Origin of the sequence: Vreelandella janggokensis (assembly GCF_031451615.1) — a bacterium.
Classification (GTDB): Bacteria; Pseudomonadota; Gammaproteobacteria; order Pseudomonadales; family Halomonadaceae; genus Vreelandella; species Vreelandella janggokensis.
In genome coordinates this window covers 739,930-757,517 of record NZ_JARWAJ010000001.1, presented here as the reverse complement: position 1 = coordinate 757,517, position 17,588 = coordinate 739,930, and the positions used below count along the sequence as shown (strand labels likewise).

At 57.5% G+C, this 17,588-nt stretch carries 15 protein-coding genes; 4 read left to right on the top strand and 11 right to left on the bottom strand.

Annotated features, from left to right (window positions below; genetic code table 11):
* Positions 1-196 precede the first annotated feature (196 nt).
* Both QC816_RS03540 and QC816_RS03535 read left to right on the top strand, forming a co-directional pair.
* Positions 197-1,318: an efflux RND transporter periplasmic adaptor subunit gene (locus QC816_RS03540; RefSeq protein WP_309780995.1), complete on the top strand. Its 1,122-nt coding sequence runs from the start codon at positions 197-199 to the stop codon at positions 1,316-1,318.
* Entirely contained in the window at positions 1,302-4,364 is a 3,063-nt protein-coding gene (locus QC816_RS03535; RefSeq protein WP_085920231.1) for an efflux RND transporter permease subunit, read from the top strand. Before QC816_RS03540 ends, QC816_RS03535 begins: the two co-directional genes overlap by 17 nt.
* A gap of 156 nt (positions 4,365-4,520) precedes the next feature.
* On the opposite strand, the gene rsd is transcribed toward QC816_RS03535, so the two are convergent.
* From rsd to QC816_RS03510, 5 genes are all read right to left on the bottom strand, one after another.
* On the bottom strand, positions 4,521-5,009 hold the full coding sequence (gene rsd, locus QC816_RS03530) for a sigma D regulator (protein WP_085920230.1): 489 nt from the start codon (positions 5,007-5,009) through the stop codon (positions 4,521-4,523).
* A gap of 104 nt (positions 5,010-5,113) precedes the next feature.
* Positions 5,114-5,632 carry a disulfide bond formation protein B gene (locus tag QC816_RS03525; RefSeq protein ID WP_085920253.1) on the bottom strand — a complete coding sequence of 173 codons (519 nt, stop codon included), beginning with the start codon at positions 5,630-5,632 and terminating at the stop codon, positions 5,114-5,116.
* Entirely contained in the window at positions 5,632-7,269 is a 1,638-nt protein-coding gene (gshA, locus tag QC816_RS03520) for a glutamate--cysteine ligase (protein ID WP_264823359.1), read from the bottom strand. The genes QC816_RS03525 and gshA overlap by 1 nt, the downstream gene beginning before the upstream one ends.
* 131 nt (positions 7,270-7,400) lie before the next feature.
* On the bottom strand, positions 7,401-9,743 hold the full coding sequence (locus QC816_RS03515; protein WP_309780990.1) for a Tex family protein: 2,343 nt from the start codon (positions 9,741-9,743) through the stop codon (positions 7,401-7,403).
* A gap of 80 nt (positions 9,744-9,823) precedes the next feature.
* Positions 9,824-10,090 (bottom strand): DUF1127 domain-containing protein, encoded by a 267-nt coding sequence (locus tag QC816_RS03510; protein WP_199283560.1) that lies wholly within the window; start codon positions 10,088-10,090, stop codon positions 9,824-9,826.
* A 134-nt stretch (positions 10,091-10,224) separates the two neighbouring features.
* Here QC816_RS03510 and QC816_RS03505 point away from each other — a divergent pair, with 134 nt between their 5' ends.
* On the top strand, positions 10,225-11,085 hold the full coding sequence (locus QC816_RS03505) for a LysR substrate-binding domain-containing protein (protein WP_085920252.1): 861 nt from the start codon (positions 10,225-10,227) through the stop codon (positions 11,083-11,085).
* Positions 11,086-11,261: 176 nt separating this feature from the next.
* Here QC816_RS03505 and msrB read toward each other — a convergent pair whose 3' ends face one another.
* The 5 genes from msrB to yrfG all read right to left on the bottom strand — a co-directional run bounded on the left by msrB (position 11,262) and on the right by yrfG (position 15,708).
* Positions 11,262-11,759, bottom strand: a complete 498-nt coding sequence (gene msrB, locus QC816_RS03500) for a peptide-methionine (R)-S-oxide reductase MsrB (RefSeq protein WP_085920226.1) — start codon at positions 11,757-11,759, stop codon at positions 11,262-11,264.
* Between the two features lie 119 nt (positions 11,760-11,878).
* Positions 11,879-13,435: a phosphoenolpyruvate carboxykinase gene (locus QC816_RS03495; RefSeq protein WP_264823361.1), complete on the bottom strand. Its 1,557-nt coding sequence runs from the start codon at positions 13,433-13,435 to the stop codon at positions 11,879-11,881.
* Between the two features lie 289 nt (positions 13,436-13,724).
* Positions 13,725-14,600: an Hsp33 family molecular chaperone HslO gene (gene hslO, locus QC816_RS03490; RefSeq protein ID WP_309780987.1), complete on the bottom strand. Its 876-nt coding sequence runs from the start codon at positions 14,598-14,600 to the stop codon at positions 13,725-13,727.
* 46 nt (positions 14,601-14,646) lie between these two features.
* Positions 14,647-15,036, bottom strand: coding sequence for a ribosome-associated heat shock protein Hsp15 (gene hslR / locus QC816_RS03485; protein ID WP_268901550.1), 390 nt, complete (start codon positions 15,034-15,036; stop codon positions 14,647-14,649).
* A gap of 18 nt (positions 15,037-15,054) precedes the next feature.
* Positions 15,055-15,708: a GMP/IMP nucleotidase gene (yrfG, locus tag QC816_RS03480; RefSeq protein ID WP_085920463.1), complete on the bottom strand. Its 654-nt coding sequence runs from the start codon at positions 15,706-15,708 to the stop codon at positions 15,055-15,057.
* A gap of 72 nt (positions 15,709-15,780) precedes the next feature.
* Between yrfG and nudE the strand changes: the two genes are divergently transcribed.
* Positions 15,781-16,395, top strand: a complete 615-nt coding sequence (nudE, locus tag QC816_RS03475; RefSeq protein WP_085920462.1) for an ADP compounds hydrolase NudE — start codon at positions 15,781-15,783, stop codon at positions 16,393-16,395.
* 40 nt (positions 16,396-16,435) lie between these two features.
* On the opposite strand, the gene QC816_RS03470 is transcribed toward nudE, so the two are convergent.
* Positions 16,436-17,494: an oxidoreductase gene (locus tag QC816_RS03470; protein WP_264823363.1), complete on the bottom strand. Its 1,059-nt coding sequence runs from the start codon at positions 17,492-17,494 to the stop codon at positions 16,436-16,438.
* Positions 17,495-17,588 lie beyond the last annotated feature (94 nt).

Genomic DNA, 17,588 nt, shown 5'->3' with positions numbered 1-17,588 from the left:
GGTGGGTCGACAGAACTCAAGACGCAAAGATGGTATGCCCAGTTAGGCAAAAACTCAATCAGACATGCGACTAGTACCCATTTGGCATGCTTGCTATCGACACAGCCGTTTGCGACTCGCCGAACAGGTTCAGTTGCGCTATGGTGTCAACGTTCAACAGTTGCTTTTCTCGTGTTGCCAAGGACATGGACGCCCCATGCGAAGAATCCCGTTCTCCTACGCACTCGCCAGCCTGCTCGTGCTGGCGCTGGTGATATGGCTCGCCTTGGGTAACTTCCAGGGCTTTCAAAGCACCCCCCCGGATGCCCCTGATCGCCAGACTGAAGGCCCGAGGGTCGAGGTAGTTGAGCAACAAAGCATCGTCTTTATCCCGCAGCAGGTTACCCAAGGCCAATTGACAGCTGAGCGCGAAACCACACTACGTGCCAATATAGCGGGCTTTGTGGCCGAGAAGCCGGTGACCCAGGGTAGCCGCGTTGAGTCGGGCGATACACTGTTAGTACTGGATAACGACGCATTGCCCGAGCAACTGCAACAGGCCCGGGACGAGCTGGCCGTCGCCGAGGCGGAATATGCTGGTGCCCGTAACCTGCGTGAGCGGGAACTGATCTCCCAGCCCGAACTATTACGCCTTGAGAGCGCGCTTAGCGCCAGCGCCGCCTCGGTGGCCCAGTTGCAGAAGCAGTTGGATGACAGCCGTCCCACCGCGCCTTTTGACGGCGTGCTTAACCGTGTACAGGTAGAGCTAGGTGATTTACTCCAGCCCGGCGAAGAGTGGGGCCAACTGGTTGATGATCGCCGCTTGAAAGGCGTTGCCTGGGTGTCACAGCAACAGGTGGGCGATTTGAGCGTGGGCCTGCCGGTCACCGCTCGACTGCTGAACGGCGACCACCTGGAGGGCGAGCTGACCTTTATCAGCCACCGTGCAGAAGAAGCCACACGCACTTTCTATGTCGAAGCCACGCTTGATAACCCAGCCGGTAAACGCCTTGCAGGCGGCAGCGCCGAGCTGACTATCACCCTGCCGCCTCGCCAGGTGCATACCCTATCCCCTGCGCTGCTCAGCCTGAATAGCGAAGGGCAACTGGCGGTCAAGCACCTGGATGACAACAACCAGGTGCAGCAGACCGCCGTGGAACTGGTCAGTGCCGATACCCAGCGCGCCTACGTGACCGGCCTGCCCGACCCGCTACGCTTGGTGACATTGGGCGCAGGTATGGCGGACGTTGGCGAAACGGTCACCCCGGTAATAATGGAAGAAGCCACGATTTCACAACCGTTAACTGGCCAGGATAGCGTTCATGCGCCAGTTGATTGATGCCGCGCTAGCCCACAGCCGTACAACACTACTGCTGTTAGTCAGTTTGCTACTGGCAGGTATGACGGCCTGGCAGGTGATCCCCAAGGAAGCCAACCCCGACGTCACCATTCCGATGATCTACGTCTCGCTGTCGCTGGAGGGCGTTAGCCCCGAGGACGGCGAGCGGCTGCTGATTCGCCCCATGGAGCAGGAACTGCGCGGTATTGAGGGGCTGCGTAAATTTACAGCCCAATCCAGCGAGGGGCATGGCTCGATCACGCTGGAATTCGACCCTGGCTTTGACCCTGACACTGCGCTGACAGATGTCCGCGACCGAGTGGATATTGCCCGTAGCGAACTACCTGACGAGGCCGATGAGCCTCGGGTCATGGAGGTCAATGTATCGGAGTTCCCGGTATTGACCATTGGTCTTTCTGGGCAGCTGGACACCCGCGAACGCATGACCGTAGCCCGGCGCCTACAGGAAGAGATCGAAGGCATTGCCGATGTGCTGGAAGTCGATATTGCCGGTGAGCGGGAAGACCTGCTGGAAATCGTCGTCGATCCACTGGTGCTGGAGAGCTACGGGGTTGATTTTGATACGCTGTTCAATCAGGTATCGCGCAATAATCGCCTGGTGGCAGCGGGCAGCCTGGATACCGGCGCGGGGCGCCTGGCGTTAAAAGTCCCCGGTATCATCGAGTCCCTTGACGATGTCATGAATATGCCGGTCAAGGTCGATGAGGACCGAGTGGTCACCTTTGGCGATGTGGCCTGGATCAACCCGACCTACAAAGACCCCGAAGGCTTTGCCCGAATTGACGGCCAACCGGCGGTCGTACTGGAAATTTCCAAACGTGCCGGGGCCAATATTATCGCTACCATTGACGCTGTGCGTGAAAGGTTAGCCCAAGCCGATGACCTGCTCCCCGACCAGTTGCGCTTCACCACCATTCTGGATGAGTCGACCACCGTTGAGAATATGCTCTCAGAGCTCTTGAACAACGTGCTCACCGCCGTGGTGCTGGTACTGATTGTGGTGGTAGCAGCAATGGGGTGGCGTATGGCCTTGCTGGTCGGGCTTACCATACCCGGCGCTTTTTTGACCGGCATCCTGCTGGTTTGGGCATGCGGCTTTACGCTCAATATCGTGGTGCTGTTCGCGCTGATTCTGGTAGCCGGCATGCTGGTGGATGGGGCGATCGTTGTCAGCGAGCTTGCCGACCGCCACCTGCGCGATGGCCAAGCCCCTCACCAGGCATGGCTTAACGCCGCTTCGCGGATGAGCTGGCCGGTCATTGCCTCCACAGCCACCACGCTCGCGGTGTTTATTCCCCTGCTGTTCTGGCCCGGCGTGGTCGGCCAGTTCATGAAGTACCTGCCCGCCACGGTGATCTTGTGCCTTTTAGCGTCGCTGGCCATGGCGCTGGTATTCTTGCCGGCGCTAGGCCGTTTGTTTACACGTACCGCGGCAGCGTCGAATAGTGCGCCCCCTGAAGAGGCGACGACGTCCTTTGGTCGCGGCTATCGTCACCTGCTGGCCAGGCTGCTCAAGCATCCTGCTTGGGTGCTGTTGATCGCCCTGTTGTTAATGGCGCTGCTGTATACCGGCTATGCGCGCTTCAACCACGGCGTCGACTTCTTTCCCAATGTGGAGCCGGACAGCGCCCAGGTGCTGGTGCGTGCCCGGGGGGATTTCTCTGCGCAGGAGACCGACGCCATCGTGCAGCGGGTAGAAGCCAAGCTATCCGGCATGAGCGAAGTACGTGCGCTTTATGCGCGCTCCTTCGCAGTGCCCAACGAGCAGATGGGCAATGACGTCATCGGCATGCTGCAGTTCCAGTTTATCGACTGGCATGAGCGCCGCCCTGCCCAGGCCATTCTGGACGATATGGCCAAGCGCGCCGGGGATATCCCCGGCATTACGCTGGAGTTTCAGGAACAGGAAATGGGCCCAGGCGGCGGCAAACCCATTGTGCTCGAAGTGAGCGCCACGAATCCTGATGTTGCCGATGCCGGCGTTGACCAACTGACCCAGTTAATGCGCGAGCTGGGCGGCTTTACCGATATTCAGGATAACCGCAGCCTGCCCGGTGTGGAGTGGCGGGTGAACGTGGATCGGGAAGCTGCGGCGCGTATGGGCACCGACGTGACAACCATTGGGAGCGCGGTGCAGTTGCTCACCACCGGCCTTCAGGTAGCAAGCTATCGTCCGCCCGAGGTGAACGATGAAGTGGATATCCGCGTACGGCTACCGCAAAACTGGCGCTCGCTGAATCAGCTTGAGCGCTTGACCATCAATACTCAGCGGGGGCAGGTACCCATCTCGCATTTCGTGACCCTGGAACCGGCCCCTAAAGTCGGCACACTGAACCGCATTGATGGCCGCCGGGCAATCACCATCGATGCCGACCTTGCCCCTGGCTATCTGGCTGACGAGCGTCTGAACGCCCTGTTAGAAGCCGGCAACGATAGTCTACCCGACGGTTTGATGGTGAATGTGGCCGGTGAGCAGGAGGATCAGCAGGAATCAATGCAGTTCCTGGCCAGCGCTTTCCTGATTGCTATCGGTTTGATGGCGCTGATTCTGGTGACCCAGTTCAATAGCTTTTATCAGGCGGGCCTGGTGCTTTCGGCCATTATGTTCTCCACCGCGGGTGTGTTGATGGGCTTGCTGATTACCGGCCAGGCTTTCGGCATTGTCATGGTGGGAATGGGGGTGATTGCCCTGGCGGGCATCGTGGTCAATAACAATATCGTTTTGATCGACACCTACAACGAACTGCGCGACCAAGACATGACGCCCGTCGAAGCTGCCCTGGAAGCAGGCTGCTTGCGCCTTCGCCCGGTGCTGTTAACGGCGATCACCACAGTACTCGGACTCATGCCGATGGTCCTCGGGATCAATGTGGACTTATTCACACCGGCGCTCGGCTTTAACGCCCCTTCCGCCCAATGGTGGACGCAGATGTCCAGCGCCATAGCCGGTGGGCTCACCTTTGCCACCGCTCTCACCTTGCTGCTGACGCCCTGCATGTTAGTGATTGGGGGGAGATGGCGCTGACACCCAGCAATCAAGCTCGGCGCCTTGATGGTTCCTGATCGCGCAATGAATTGCACTCCTACAAACCCAATACGGGCACATAGCCCCGTAGGAGCCCGACTTGTCGGGCGATCAGGCTCTAAAAGCGTTAAACGACGGCGGCACGATCAATGATCATCAGGCGGGGGCATTGGAGGTTTCAGGGCTGTGGGCGGCGTGCAGACGGGCAATCAGCTGGTCTTCCAGGGCAAAGCGTTCGGTCAACCCGCGCGCCAGGCGGTCAATCCATGCTGGCAGACGGGCGATGTTCTGCTCGCAACTGGAGGTGCAAGAAAAGTCGGTGTCAAACGACAACACCATTTCCGTCGACATATCCAACCGCTCAAGCAGCTTGTCTGCGATATCAAGCGCACTCTCATCGTTGAAAGCGCGCGCTTCTTCAGCCAACTGCGGGTAAATCTCGAAATGCCCCGCGCTGATGTAATCCATCAGCAATTCACTGAAATGATCAATGCGTGCCTTGCTGACACTTTCGAGTTCTGTGTCACAGGCCTCTTTCAGCTCGATAAAGCTGATCAGTAAATCGCGGCGCTGCTGCAGCCATCGATCAATCAGACTGTGCACGCCACCCCAGCGCTCCTGGGCATTTTTACAATCTTCGAGCATGGGGCTCTCCTTGCTTGTCGCCGCCGTTAACAAGGCTAGACTCGCTTTTCCACTCTGCGCTGTCAATCCTCATCAGGATGGTTTCCCTCATACCATGATTAAGCCTACTGACTGAAGAGCATGGCACGCTGGCGTGCCAGTACAATCATACGCAACGGTATGAGCAACAGCACCGCAAAACCGATCAGTGTCCACGCCGGCAGCGATAGCCCCAATAAGCTAAAGTCGATATCGGCGCACTCGCCAGAGCCTGTCAGGACCATGGCGACCACCTCCTGCATAGGCAGAACATCGATCATGTAATCCAGGCCTGGACCGCAGGTAGGCACTTCATCAGCGGGCAGCGACTGAAGCCAGACATGGCGACCGGCAATGAAAGCCCCTGTCCCAGCGGTCAGCAAGCCGAAAACGCCGTAGACCACCTTGCCACCACGGCTCGCCGGATTGTGTATCGCGGCTATCAGCAACACCAAACCGGTTGCGATCACCGCAACGCGCTGAAAAACGCATAGCGGGCAGGGCTCAAAGCCACCGATATGCTCAAGCCCCAACGCCACCGCCATCATGACAATACAAAAAACGACGCCCAACAGCGCCGCTGAACGTATGGACGGCGTCTTCATCATTTCTTCTCCGCTGTCAGTGAAGATAGCGCGCGAGATTCCCGTGCATGGGCAAAATAGTCACGTAAAAAGTCATCGAAGCTCACTTTGTCATCGACTTCAATATCGTGCTGTTGCTGATGGGAGGTATCAATCAGCTGGGCCAAGAGCGCCTCGCGTGAGCGCAGCATGGGCTTGGCTTTTAACTCAGCAGCCTGGGCTTGGGCAAGACTTAATAAGGTATCACTGAGTGACCCATTACCGGCTTGCAATTGCGCAAGCAACTGCGCCGACGGCGTCAACGAAGGATCCTTGAGGCGCGGCGCCAACGCCTCTAATGACTTCGCATGCGGTGTGCCCTCCTCAACCGCATCCAGCAGTCGTGCCACCTCTGCCATCTCGGCGAATATCTGCTCACCCCATGCGGCCACTGTGGTCGATTCACCATCACGCACCAGCGTCAATGCCGGGTCGCGCCCTCTTTCCACCACAAAACGGCGATTGTCATCGAGCCTGTCGCACTCTTCGTCCGAAATCCATGGGCTCTCGCTCAGCAGACACCAGATCAAGAAGGTATCGACAAAGCGCATTTGTGTTTCGTCAATGCCCAGTGGATCAAAGGGATTTAGATCCAGACAGCGTACTTCGATGTACTCGACACCACGGGCTTCAAGCGCCTGGCTGGGCGTTTCATTATGCTTGGCGACCCGCTTGGGGCGAATATCGCTGTAGTACTCGTTTTCGATCTGCAGAATATTGGCATTGAGCTGTTGCCACTCGTCGCCCACCTTTACCCCCATTTCTTGATAGTCCGGCCAGGGCGAGGAAATCGCGTGCCGCAGGGTATTGACGTAATTGGAAAGCGAGTTGAAGCAGATTTTCAACTGCGACTGCACCTTGTTCTGGTAACCCAGGTCCGACATGCGCAGCGTGGTCGCGTAAGGGGCATAGTAGGTATCGTCGCTCAGTGGTTTAAGCTTGTCTGGCACCTTGCCGTCGGGCAGGAAGCTCTTGTCCACGGCAGGCGAAGCGCCGAATAGATACAACAGCAGCCAGCTATGGCGTCGAAAATGCCGGATCATGCTGAAATAGCGGGTTGAGCGATAATCGTTGAAGGGCACATTGGTCGCCTGTTCCTGCTCACGCAGCGCCTGCCACATATCGTCGGGCAGCGACATGTTGTAATGCACCCCGGCGATAGCCTGCATGATCCGCCCATAGCGAACGTCAAGACCTTTGCGATATACGTGTTTCATGGTACCGACATTTGAGTGGCCGTAATCGGCGATCGGTACACTGTCATTACCCGACAGACGCGATGGCATACTGCCGGGCCATATCCACTCATCCGACAGATGCTGATAGGTGAAGGTATGCAGGTCAGAAAGGAACGCCAATGCTTCGCCTGGCTCTGAATACACCGGCGTGATGTACTCGATCAACGACTCCGAATAGTCGGTGGTGATATGCGGATGGGTCAGTTTCGAGCCCAATGCATAAGGGTGCGACGTTTGCGCAATATGCCCCTGCGCATCGACCCGCAGCCCTTCTTTTTCGAGTCCGCGGCGAAGACGACCGAGGCGACCCAACCGGGCGCTGGGTAGCAAGCGGTCAATCGTGGCCGTTAGTGAAGATGGCACAGTGAGTGGTTCAGGCAAGGTGAACACTCCTTGTCAGTAAGCCCGCGCACGCGCGGGCCTTGGTGGAATCAGGTGGCATTGCCAGCGTCTACCCATCGAGAATAAACAGCAGGATATGGCGGCAGCCGTTCAACTTTCAAGACGCGCGACTATTTGTCCTGTTTGGCTTTAAGCAATGCAGCGCCCAACGCGCCCACCGCTGCGGGCGTTTCGTTAGCCTTTTTTGCCTGCCGCTGGCTGCGCGATGGCTTGCGCGGCTCACTGTCCGCGGAGGGGCGAGCCCCACTTGGTTCGCGTTCCGGCTCATCTTCCAAACGCATGGAAAGGCCTACCCGCTTGCGCGGAATATCCACGCTCATGACCTTGACCGTGACAATATCGCCCGCCTTGACCACGCTGCGGGGATCGTCGATAAAGCGGTGAGAGAGCGCCGAGATATGGACCAGGCCGTCCTGATGAACGCCGATATCCACAAAGGCACCGAAATGGGTCACATTAGTGACCGTGCCTTCCAGCACCATTCCCTGCGTCAGGTCATTGAGGGTTTCGACGCCTTCACGGAACTCGGCAGCCTTGAATTCAGGCCTTGGGTCGCGGCCAGGTTTATCCAGCTCAGCCAGGATGTCGCTTACCGTGGGCACGCCAAAGCGTTCGTCGGCAAAATCGGCAGGGTTTAATGATTTGAGCGTGGCGCTATCGCCAATCAAACCTCTGACCTCCCGGCCGCTTTGCTTCGCCATGCGTTCCACCACGGGATAGGCTTCTGGGTGAACCGCACTGGCATCCAGCGGGTTGTCGGCGTTACTGATGCGCAAGAAGCCAGCGCATTGCTCAAACGTCTTGGGGCCAAGACGGCTGACCTCGAGAAGCGACTGGCGGCTTTTGAAGGCCCCCTGAGCATTGCGCTGGGCAACCACATTCTCGGCGATGGCGGCGCTCAACCCAGCCACCCGGGACAGCAGCGCACTCGATGCGGTATTCAAATCCACGCCCACCGCGTTGACACAGTCTTCAATGACCGCTTCAAGGCTACGGGACAACTGAATTTGCGAGACATCGTGCTGGTACTGCCCAACCCCAATCGACTTGGGCTCGATCTTGACCAGCTCGGCCAGCGGGTCCTGCAAACGGCGGGCGATCGACACCGCGCCGCGCACTGTCACGTCCAGGTCCGGGAGCTCTCTGGAAGCGTATTCCGACGCGGAGTAAACCGAGGCCCCAGCCTCGCTGACCATGACCTTGCTGAGCCGATGGTCAGGCGCAAGCGCCTTGAGCAACTCCCCTGCCAGCTTGTCGGTTTCACGGCTGGCGGTGCCGTTACCCACGGCAATCAATTGAACGCCGTGCTGCTTGACCAGCTTCGCGAGCACGCCAAGCGCATCATCCCAGCGTTTCTGCGGTGCATGGGGGTAAATCGTTGCCTGATCGACAAACTGACCGGTGGCATCGACGACAGCCACTTTGCAGCCGGTTCTCAGGCCCGGGTCAATCGCCAGGGTGACTTTCGGCCCCGCCGGTGCGGCCAACAACAGGTCCTTGAGGTTGGCCGCAAAGACGTCAATCGCGGTTTGTTCCGCCGTCTCGCGCAGGCGACCCAACAGTTCGGTTTCCAGCGCCGTGTAGAGTTTGACGCGCCACGTCCAGCGCACAACTTCCACCAGCCATTTATCGGCGGCACGGCCCTGGTCGGTGATGCCCACGTGTTTGGCAATCGCCACCTGGGCAGGGTGAATAGGCGCTTCGTCTTCGCCCGGCAGACGAATGGCAAGGCTCAACACGCCCTCGTTACGACCACGGAACATGGCAAGCGCACGGTGCGATGGCACCTTGGCAAGTTTTTCGTCATGCTCGAAATAATCGGCGAACTTGGCACCCTCCTGCTGCTTACCGTCCAGCACGCGGGCGCTTAATTCTCCTTCCTGCCAGAGCCGCTCGCGAAGCTGGCCGATCAGATCGGGGTCTTCGGCAAAGCGCTCCATCAGAATCTGCTTGGCCCCATCGAGTGCTGCCTTGGCGTCTTCAATTGCCGGAATATCGCCCTCTGCAGGCCGCAGATAGCGGTCCACCTCGCTTTCAGGATCAAGCGATGGATCGCCAAGCAACGCATCCGCCAGCGGCTCCAAGCCTGCCTCACGGGCGATTTGCGCCTTGGTGCGGCGCTTTTTCTTGAAGGGCAGGTATAAATCTTCCAGACGCTGCTTGGTCTGCGCAGTATCAATCGCTGCTTTTAACGTCGCGTCCAGCTTACCTTGTTCCTCAATGGCGGTCAGAATCGCAGTGCGACGTTCTTCCAGTTCCCGCAGATAGCGTAAGCGTTCATCCAACTGGCGTAATTGACTGTCGTCCAGCGCGCCGGTGACTTCCTTGCGATAGCGGGCGATAAACGGCACGGTAGCGCCACCATCAATAAGCTCTACCGTGGCCGTCACTTGTTCGGGGCGAACGCTCAGCTCGTCAGCCAAGCGGGCAATAATTCGCTGATTAACATCCATAAATGGCAACTAACTCATGCAGCACTTTTTAGTGCCCACAAGGTATCACAATCCCGCTCTGACTGGCATGAATTGAGACATCAGCGACGCCATCCCCGATCATCCCAGAACGGGCGACGGGATTCGCGCAGAACAGCCTCACGACTCATACCGATATCTTTCAACATGTCGTCACTTAAGTAACGCAATGTATTGCGCTCGTGACGTAGCTGTCGCCAGCGATATAGCCTTTCCCGCCAGGTTACCCTGCAAGGCTTGCCTTCGATCTGCTGGTGCTGTTCGATCTGCTGAGATTCGTCGTTCTGATGGCGCTGTCCGGCTTGGTGGCATGATAGCGAGCATTCCATTTCAATCTCTCCTCTCTGGTTAGATCACCCATACGCTCAGCAGGGCGATTTAAGTGTTGAAAGAAGTATTGAACGGTGCCTAAAATCAATCCAACGAATAGTGCTTATAAACAACATCAAGAAGATTGATGCCAATGGCTACACTACCCACCATCGACCACGAGCTGCTGCGCACCTTTGTTGCCATTGTGGATCAAGGCGGCTTTACCCGCGCCGCAGCGGCCGTCAACCGCACGCAATCGGCCGTGAGCATGCAAATTAAACGGCTGGAGGAAGACGTGATTCAGCGCCCGCTGTTTGTGCGCCAGAACCGCCAGCTAGTGCTGACCAGCGAGGGCAACACCCTGCTCGGCTATGCGCGGAAAATTTTATCGCTGCAGGGCGAGGCGCTGACGCTGCTCCGCCAGCCCGATATGGTAGGCCGCGTCAGGCTGGGCGTGCCCGATGACTATGTGATGCGCTTTCTGCCCGGCATTCTCAGGACGTTCTCCCAGGCATGGCCGTTAGTGGATGTGGATGTGCACTGCGCGCCATCTTCAGTCCTTTCCCAGCAGCCGCAAGGGAGCCTGGACCTGATCATCATGACCCGGGAAATAGGCGACGAGATTGGCACAATACTCAGACGAGAGCCTACCGTATGGGTCGCCGCCGAAAGTCATAGCACCCATTTACAGACACCGGTACCGCTTGCCCTGTTTGAGGCGCCCTGCTTTTGTCGTCGCCATGCCTGCAATGCACTCGACCGTTCAGGCCGGGCTTATCGCGTGGCTTATAGCAGCCCAAGCTTGGCGACGCTGCAGGCGGTTGTGGGGGCAGGGTTGGCGGTCTCTGCCTGGATGCGCAGCCTGGTGACCGCCGAGATGCAGATATTGGGTAAAGAGGAAGGCTTTCCCGAATTGCCGGAAGCCTCCATCGTGTTGCTGCACACCTCATCCACCCAATCACCGATTATCGATAGCTTGGCCGAGCATATTGGGGAAGGCTTCAGGCTATAGCAGCCTGTCGGGCTTGGCCGATCGTCGCGAGAAACACGGATTTTGAGCCAAATTTATCGATCGATTGAGGCGAATAGCGCGCTATTTAACGAAATCGATCGAATAAAGTTGACCAAAATACCGGGATTCGCAGTAGATCAGTGTTAAGTCCGACAGGCTGCTAGGGCCTACCGTCGTCATGCGGCCACAAACCGTAACGCTACGCCGTTATTGCACCAGCGTAGTCCAGTAGGGTCGGGGCCATCTTCAAACACGTGACCTTGGTGACCACCACAGCGGGCGCAGTGGTATTCAGTGCGCGGCCATACCATTTTGAAATCGAGTTCCGAAAGCAAATGGCCTTCAACATGCTCGAAGAAGCTCGGCCAGCCGGTACCGGAGTCGAATTTCATGGCGCTGGTAAAAAGCAATAGATCACAGCCCGCACAGCGGTACTCACCCTCGCGCCATTCATCGTCCAGCGGGCTTGAAAAGGCGGGTTCAGTGCCATGATCACGCAGTACGTCAAAAGCTTTGTCGGAAAGCCGTTCACGCCACTCCGCTTCGCTGAGTTCAAGTGGTTCGATATCCGGCGCCGCTTCCAGATCGAGCCTTGGAAAACCAAACGATACACCGGGAAGTGCCCCGGCCAGTCCCGTGAAACCGGCAAGGCCTAAAAAGTGACGACGTTTCATGAGTCTGCTCCTGTAGCGATCAAAGACCGGCGAACCCAAAAGGGGTAACGCCGTGGCGCTACCCCTTCAGACACTTTAGTGGTGCTTGCGTTCTAAACCTTACAGGCTGGGCCTCAAGATCAAGTCAACTGCGGACCTGCATTCACAATCGCTTGGTTAACGCCTTCAAATTTCTTGAAGTTATCGACAAACTTGGTGACCAACTCTTGCAGGTGACGGTTATAAGCCGTGCCATCTTCCCAGGTATCGCGTGGATCAAGCAGACTTGAGTCCACGCCGGGTACCGCCACGGGCACATCCAAATTCAGTCCATCAATATGCTTGGTTTGCACATCGCGCAGCACACCGGATTGAATAGCGCTGATAATGGCGCGAGTGGTTGGAATGGAAAAGCGTGCACCGCCCTCACCAAAGGCACCGCCCGTCCAGCCTGTGTTCACCAGGTAAACCTGGGCATCCTGCTTGTCGACACGTTTGATCAGCAAGTCGGCGTATTCGCGCGCCGGGCGCGGGAAAAACGGGGCGCCGAAACAAGTAGAGAACGTCGCCGCCAGTCCTTCAGAAGAGCCCATTTCCGTCGACCCCACCTTGGCGGTATAACCGGACAGAAAGTGATACGCTGCCGCTTCCTTGGAAAGTACCGACACCGGCGGCAGCACGCCGGACATGTCACAGGTCAAGAACACAATGGCGTTGGGTTCCCCTGCGAGGTTTTCCGACACGCGCTTTTCAATGTGTTCCAGCGGGTAAGCGGCACGCGAATTCTGGGTCAGGCTATCGTCGACGTAATCCGGCTCACGACGGTCATCCAGCACAACGTTTTCCAACACGGTGCCAAACTTGATGGCGTTCCAGATCACCGGCTCGTTCTTTTCTGACAGGTCGATACACTTGGCGTAGCAGCCACCTTCCATGTTGAACACGACACCGTCGCCCCAGGCGTGCTCGTCGTCACCGATCAGGTAACGGGCCGGATCAGCTGAAAGCGTGGTTTTGCCGGTACCGGAAAGGCCGAAGAACAGGCAGGTTTCGCCATCTTCTCCCACATTGGCGGAACAATGCATGGGCAGTACATCGGCGTCCGGCAGCAGGAAGTTTTGCACCGAGAACATGGCCTTCTTCATTTCACCGGCGTAGCGCATACCGGCAATAAGCACCTTTTTCTCGGCGAAGTTAATGATCACACACCCTTCAGAGGAAGTGCCGTCGCGGCTGGGGTCACAGGCAAAATCCGCGGCGTTGAGAATCGTCCACTCATCTTTGACGGCAGGATTAAACACCTGAGGCCGCACAAACATGGTACGTCCGAACAGGTTTTGCCAGGCGGTTTCCGTTTGGACCCGCACCGGCAGGTAGTGAACGTCGTCGCTGCCTACGTGCAACTCGGAAACGAAATGCTCGCGCGTGCCCAGATAATCTTCAACCCGCGACCAAAGCGCCGAGAACTTGTCCGCATCAAAAGGCCGATTGACGCTGCCCCAGTCAATGCTGTCACGAGTAGAGGGTTCATCAACAATAAAGCGGTCTTTCGGCGAACGGCCGGTACGAATACCCGTGTTCACTACCAGAGCACCGTTTGCCGACAGGCGGCCTTCGCCACGCGCCACGGCGCGCTCGATCAATTCGGCACTACAGAGGTTAACGTGGGCTTGATGAGCGGCTTGAGTCGTGGTCATGTCGATTCCTGGATTTTCTCGATTACCGGGCGCCACCGACGCCTTAAAGTTCATCCCGGCACGTGGCTGGGCGCTTAAGTCCGGCGCATTATGGCAAAAAGAAAGCCCCCGGAAAACGGGGGCTTGAACCAAATATATTGTAGTTAAACTACAACATTGCCACCATATTTTGTGTTGCGGCGCAGTATTTTTTCAAACACTCGTTTGCCCGATTCGCCCAAGTGACTGGTATGACTAGCGCCCATCAATAGCGTTTTAAACATGGCCATTGACCGGCATGACTACAAAATCAATGGATAGTGGGTGACGGCGCACCAGGGTTATCCAATAAACTTTCAATATCCGCTGCCGTGTAGTGATATTTCGTGTGGCAAAAGTGGCACTGGGTATTGATTTCACCCTGTTCGCGCAAGATATCCCGCAGCTCGACACCGCCCAGCGTCAGCAATCCGCTACTCATACGCTCGCGAGAGCAGGTACAGCCAAAGCGCAGCGCTTTCGGCTCAAAGACGCGCACGGTCTCCTCATGATAGAGCCGATACAGCACTTCACGCTGCTCAAGACCCAGCAGCTCTTCGGATTTGATGGTATCGGCCAGATGAACGCTGCGTTCCCAGGCGTCCACGTCCTGATTCTGCGAAGCGTCCGGCAGGCGCTGCAGCAGCAAGCCCCCTGCCCGCTCACCGTCTGCGGCCAACAATAGCCGTGTGGGCAACTGCTCCGACTGGCTGAAATAGGCCTCCAGACAGCCACTCAGGGTATCGTGGTCAAGCGCAACTACCCCCTGATAGCGATTGCCCCCACGGGGGTCGAGGGTAATCACGATCTGCCCGTCACCGACCAGATCACGGAAGCTGGCGTGTTCACTGGGCAAAGCGCCACCGTCGGCAATACGGGCAATGGCCCGCAACTCTCCACCCGGGTTGGATTCCGCCATTAACAACGACAGCTCCCCCTGACCACGAACCTCTATGCTAAGAGTGCCGTCCAGCTTAACGGTATCAGTCAGCAGCGCAACGGCGGCCAATAATTCGCCCAGCAACTGGTTGACCGCAGGTGGGTAGGCATGACGGTCAAGCACTTCATGGTAGGCGTTGGATAGCGTCACGATCTCGCCGCGCACATTGGTTTGGTCAAACAGGAAACGTTGGATTTGATCAGACATAAGGAAACCGTTGGGGAAAATAAAAAGGAACCAGCGAGCGGGGAGCTCACCCCCCTTGCTCGCGTTGAAAACGCTGGATATCGCGACGCTGTTTTTTGTCAGGACGCTTGATCGGATGCTGCATGACTTCGTTGTTTAATCGCCGTGCCTCGGCCTCACGGGTACGGTGCTCAACGCTTTCCTGGGTTTCGGCGTACAGTTTGCGGGCTTCGGGAGCGCCCTTCCGCTGATCTGACAGCGCGGTCACTTCCACCTCGTACACGTCCCAGCCCTGGGGCACCTTGATCAGTGCACCCAACTCGACGTTTTTGCTGGTTTTGGCGCGGGTGCCGTCGTATTGCACCTTGCCACCTTCGATGGCCTTCTTGGCCAGCGCGCGGGTTTTAAAGAACCGCGCGGCCCACAGCCATTTATCCAAGCGAACGCTATCGCTCATTAACGCTCTCCTCGCTGCTCAAGCACGCGGCAGCAGTTGGGCAAATCGGTCCAGTGCGACAAATTCCTCAAGCGCCTTTTCAGGCCGCTGGCTATCGGGCTGCTTGATGCCCATCAGATAGCGGATACCAAAGGTCCGGGCGCTGGCAAGCACGTGAGGGTTGTCGTCGATAAATAATGTTCGCGCGGGATCGAACGGTTCGAGCGCCTGCAGCGCTGACCAGAAGGCCTGCTCTTCTTTTGCCGCACCGACGTCTTCTGATGAGATGATGGCGTCCAGGTAGTTTTCCAACCCCGTGAGCGGCAGCTTGAGAGCCAGGCTGGCCCGATCGGCGTTGGTTGCCAGTATGACGCGGGGATGGGCTTGCTTCAGCCAGGTCAGAAAATCCAGGGCGTCGCCGCGCAGACCGATCAAGTGCTGCACTTCTCGCTTGAGGGCGACGATATCGACGCCAAGTTCGCGGCTCCAATAGGCCAGGCTGTACCAGTTGAGCGTGCCCTGCTCGCCGATGATACGGGCGCGCAGAGTGTCTTGGGTTGCCTCGTCCAACTGGTGAAGTTCAACGTAGCGGCGTGGCAGATGTTCCAGCCAGAAATGGCTGTCGAAGTGCAAATCCAGCAGCGTGCCGTCCATGTCCAACAGCACGGTATCAATTTCACTCCACTCGATCATTGCCACTCCCATCGTGAAAGTTATAAGCGTGCTATTGTAGCCTAACTACCGTTTACCAGCCATGGAGGCCCGATGTCCCAATACGACTCAACCGCCGATCATACCTCGCCCGGCTACCTGAAAAGACCGCAAATCATGGCGCGCAATACCGTCGCACAAAGTCGCTTGTTTCAGGTTGAAGCGCTTGACTTGCGCTTCTCAAACGGTGAGGAGCGTCAGTTTGAGCGCTTGACCGGCGCCGACAGAGGCGCGGTGATGATCGTCGCCATGCCCGACCCGGAACACGTATTGTTGATCCGTGAATACGCGGCGGGCTTCGAGGATTACGTACTGACGCTGCCCAAAGGCCTGGTTGACCCCGGTGAAGATATCGTCACCGCGGCCAACCGGGAGTTAATGGAGGAATGCGGTTTCGGTGCGAATCACCTTGAGCCACTCGCCGAGCTTTCCCTGGCACCCAACTATATGCGCCACCGGATGCAGGTACTGCTGGCGACTGACCTTTATCCCAAGCGCCTGCCCGGCGACGAGCCCGAGCCATTAATCGTTGAGACCCACGCCCTGGAGGAGCTTCCCGCCTTGTTAATGCGTGAGGATTTTCATGAAGCACGGGCAATCGCTGCGCTGTACATTGCCCGCGATAAACTGCGTGAAGATAAACGCAATAGCACGACGAATCTGCTTTAACACAGGACGACCCGCCGGCCGTCCCAGTCTTGCTCCGTGCTTAGAGATGATTTTTCAACGAAATCCAGCGCCGTTGGCGATGGCTATCAAGACCGGCTTCAAGAAGTGACATGCTGCGCAGCGCATCTTCAATACTCACCGGCAATGGCGCTTCATCGAGAAGCGCACTGGCAATGCCCTGGTAATACGCCAGGTAATCGCCATGCTGGGTGGGGTATTCCTGGCGTACCAGTGGGGCACTTTCTCCCTCGCCTTCCCGCAGCGTCAGGGTGCCGTGCTGGGTATCTTCGCCCCACTGGGAGGCAGGCAATTCACCGGCTTTCAAGCGATCTTCCTGAGGGTCCAGGCCGTACTTGACGAAACTTCCCTGGGTACCGTGAATCCGAAAGCGTGGCGTGGGTTCAGCCACCAGAGTGCCCGCCGCAAGGGTGACGCGAACTCCCTCATAATCAAGCAGGGCAAGAAAGTCGTCATCGGCCTTGGCCCCCTCGCGCAACGCGTCCAGCTCCAGCAAAATGGCGTTGGGCATGCCAAACAGTTCACAGGCTTGATCCAGAAGGTGAGGCCCCAGGTCATACCAGATACCGCCGCCTGGCGTCGCCTTTTCCCGCCAGCGATCACGCACTTCAGGCCGGAAACGGTCAAAGTGCGACTCAAACCCGGTCACACGCCCCAATGTCCCCGCCTGGAGCAGCCCCTTGACGGTCAAGAAGTCACTATCCCAGCGACGGTTATGAAATACCGACACCATCCGCTCCTTGTCGGTCGCTAATGCTTTTAGCTGCTTGGCTTCAGAGAGCGTAACGGTAAAGGGTTTATCGACCACGACATGCTTGCCCGCCGTCAGGGCCGCCTTGGCAAGCGGAAAGTGGGTGTCATTGGGCGTGGGAATCACGATCAGGTCGATATCCTTGCGCTCGCATAACGCCACCGTTTTGCTTTCGACCTCGACATCGGGCAAGTCGGCACGCACTTTTGCCGCATCGCTCGAGGAGACAGCGACCAGATCCAGACCTTCGGTCGCCTGAATCAGTGGAGCATGAAACGTTTTGCTGGCAAAACCGTAGCCCACAAGGCCCACATTAATACTCGACTTCATTGCATTCCTTACTGGTCAATACAGGCGTTTATTGATTGTGGCATGAGCACCCCGAGCAAACCAGATGCCAACGCGATATCATGAGGCTACGAGT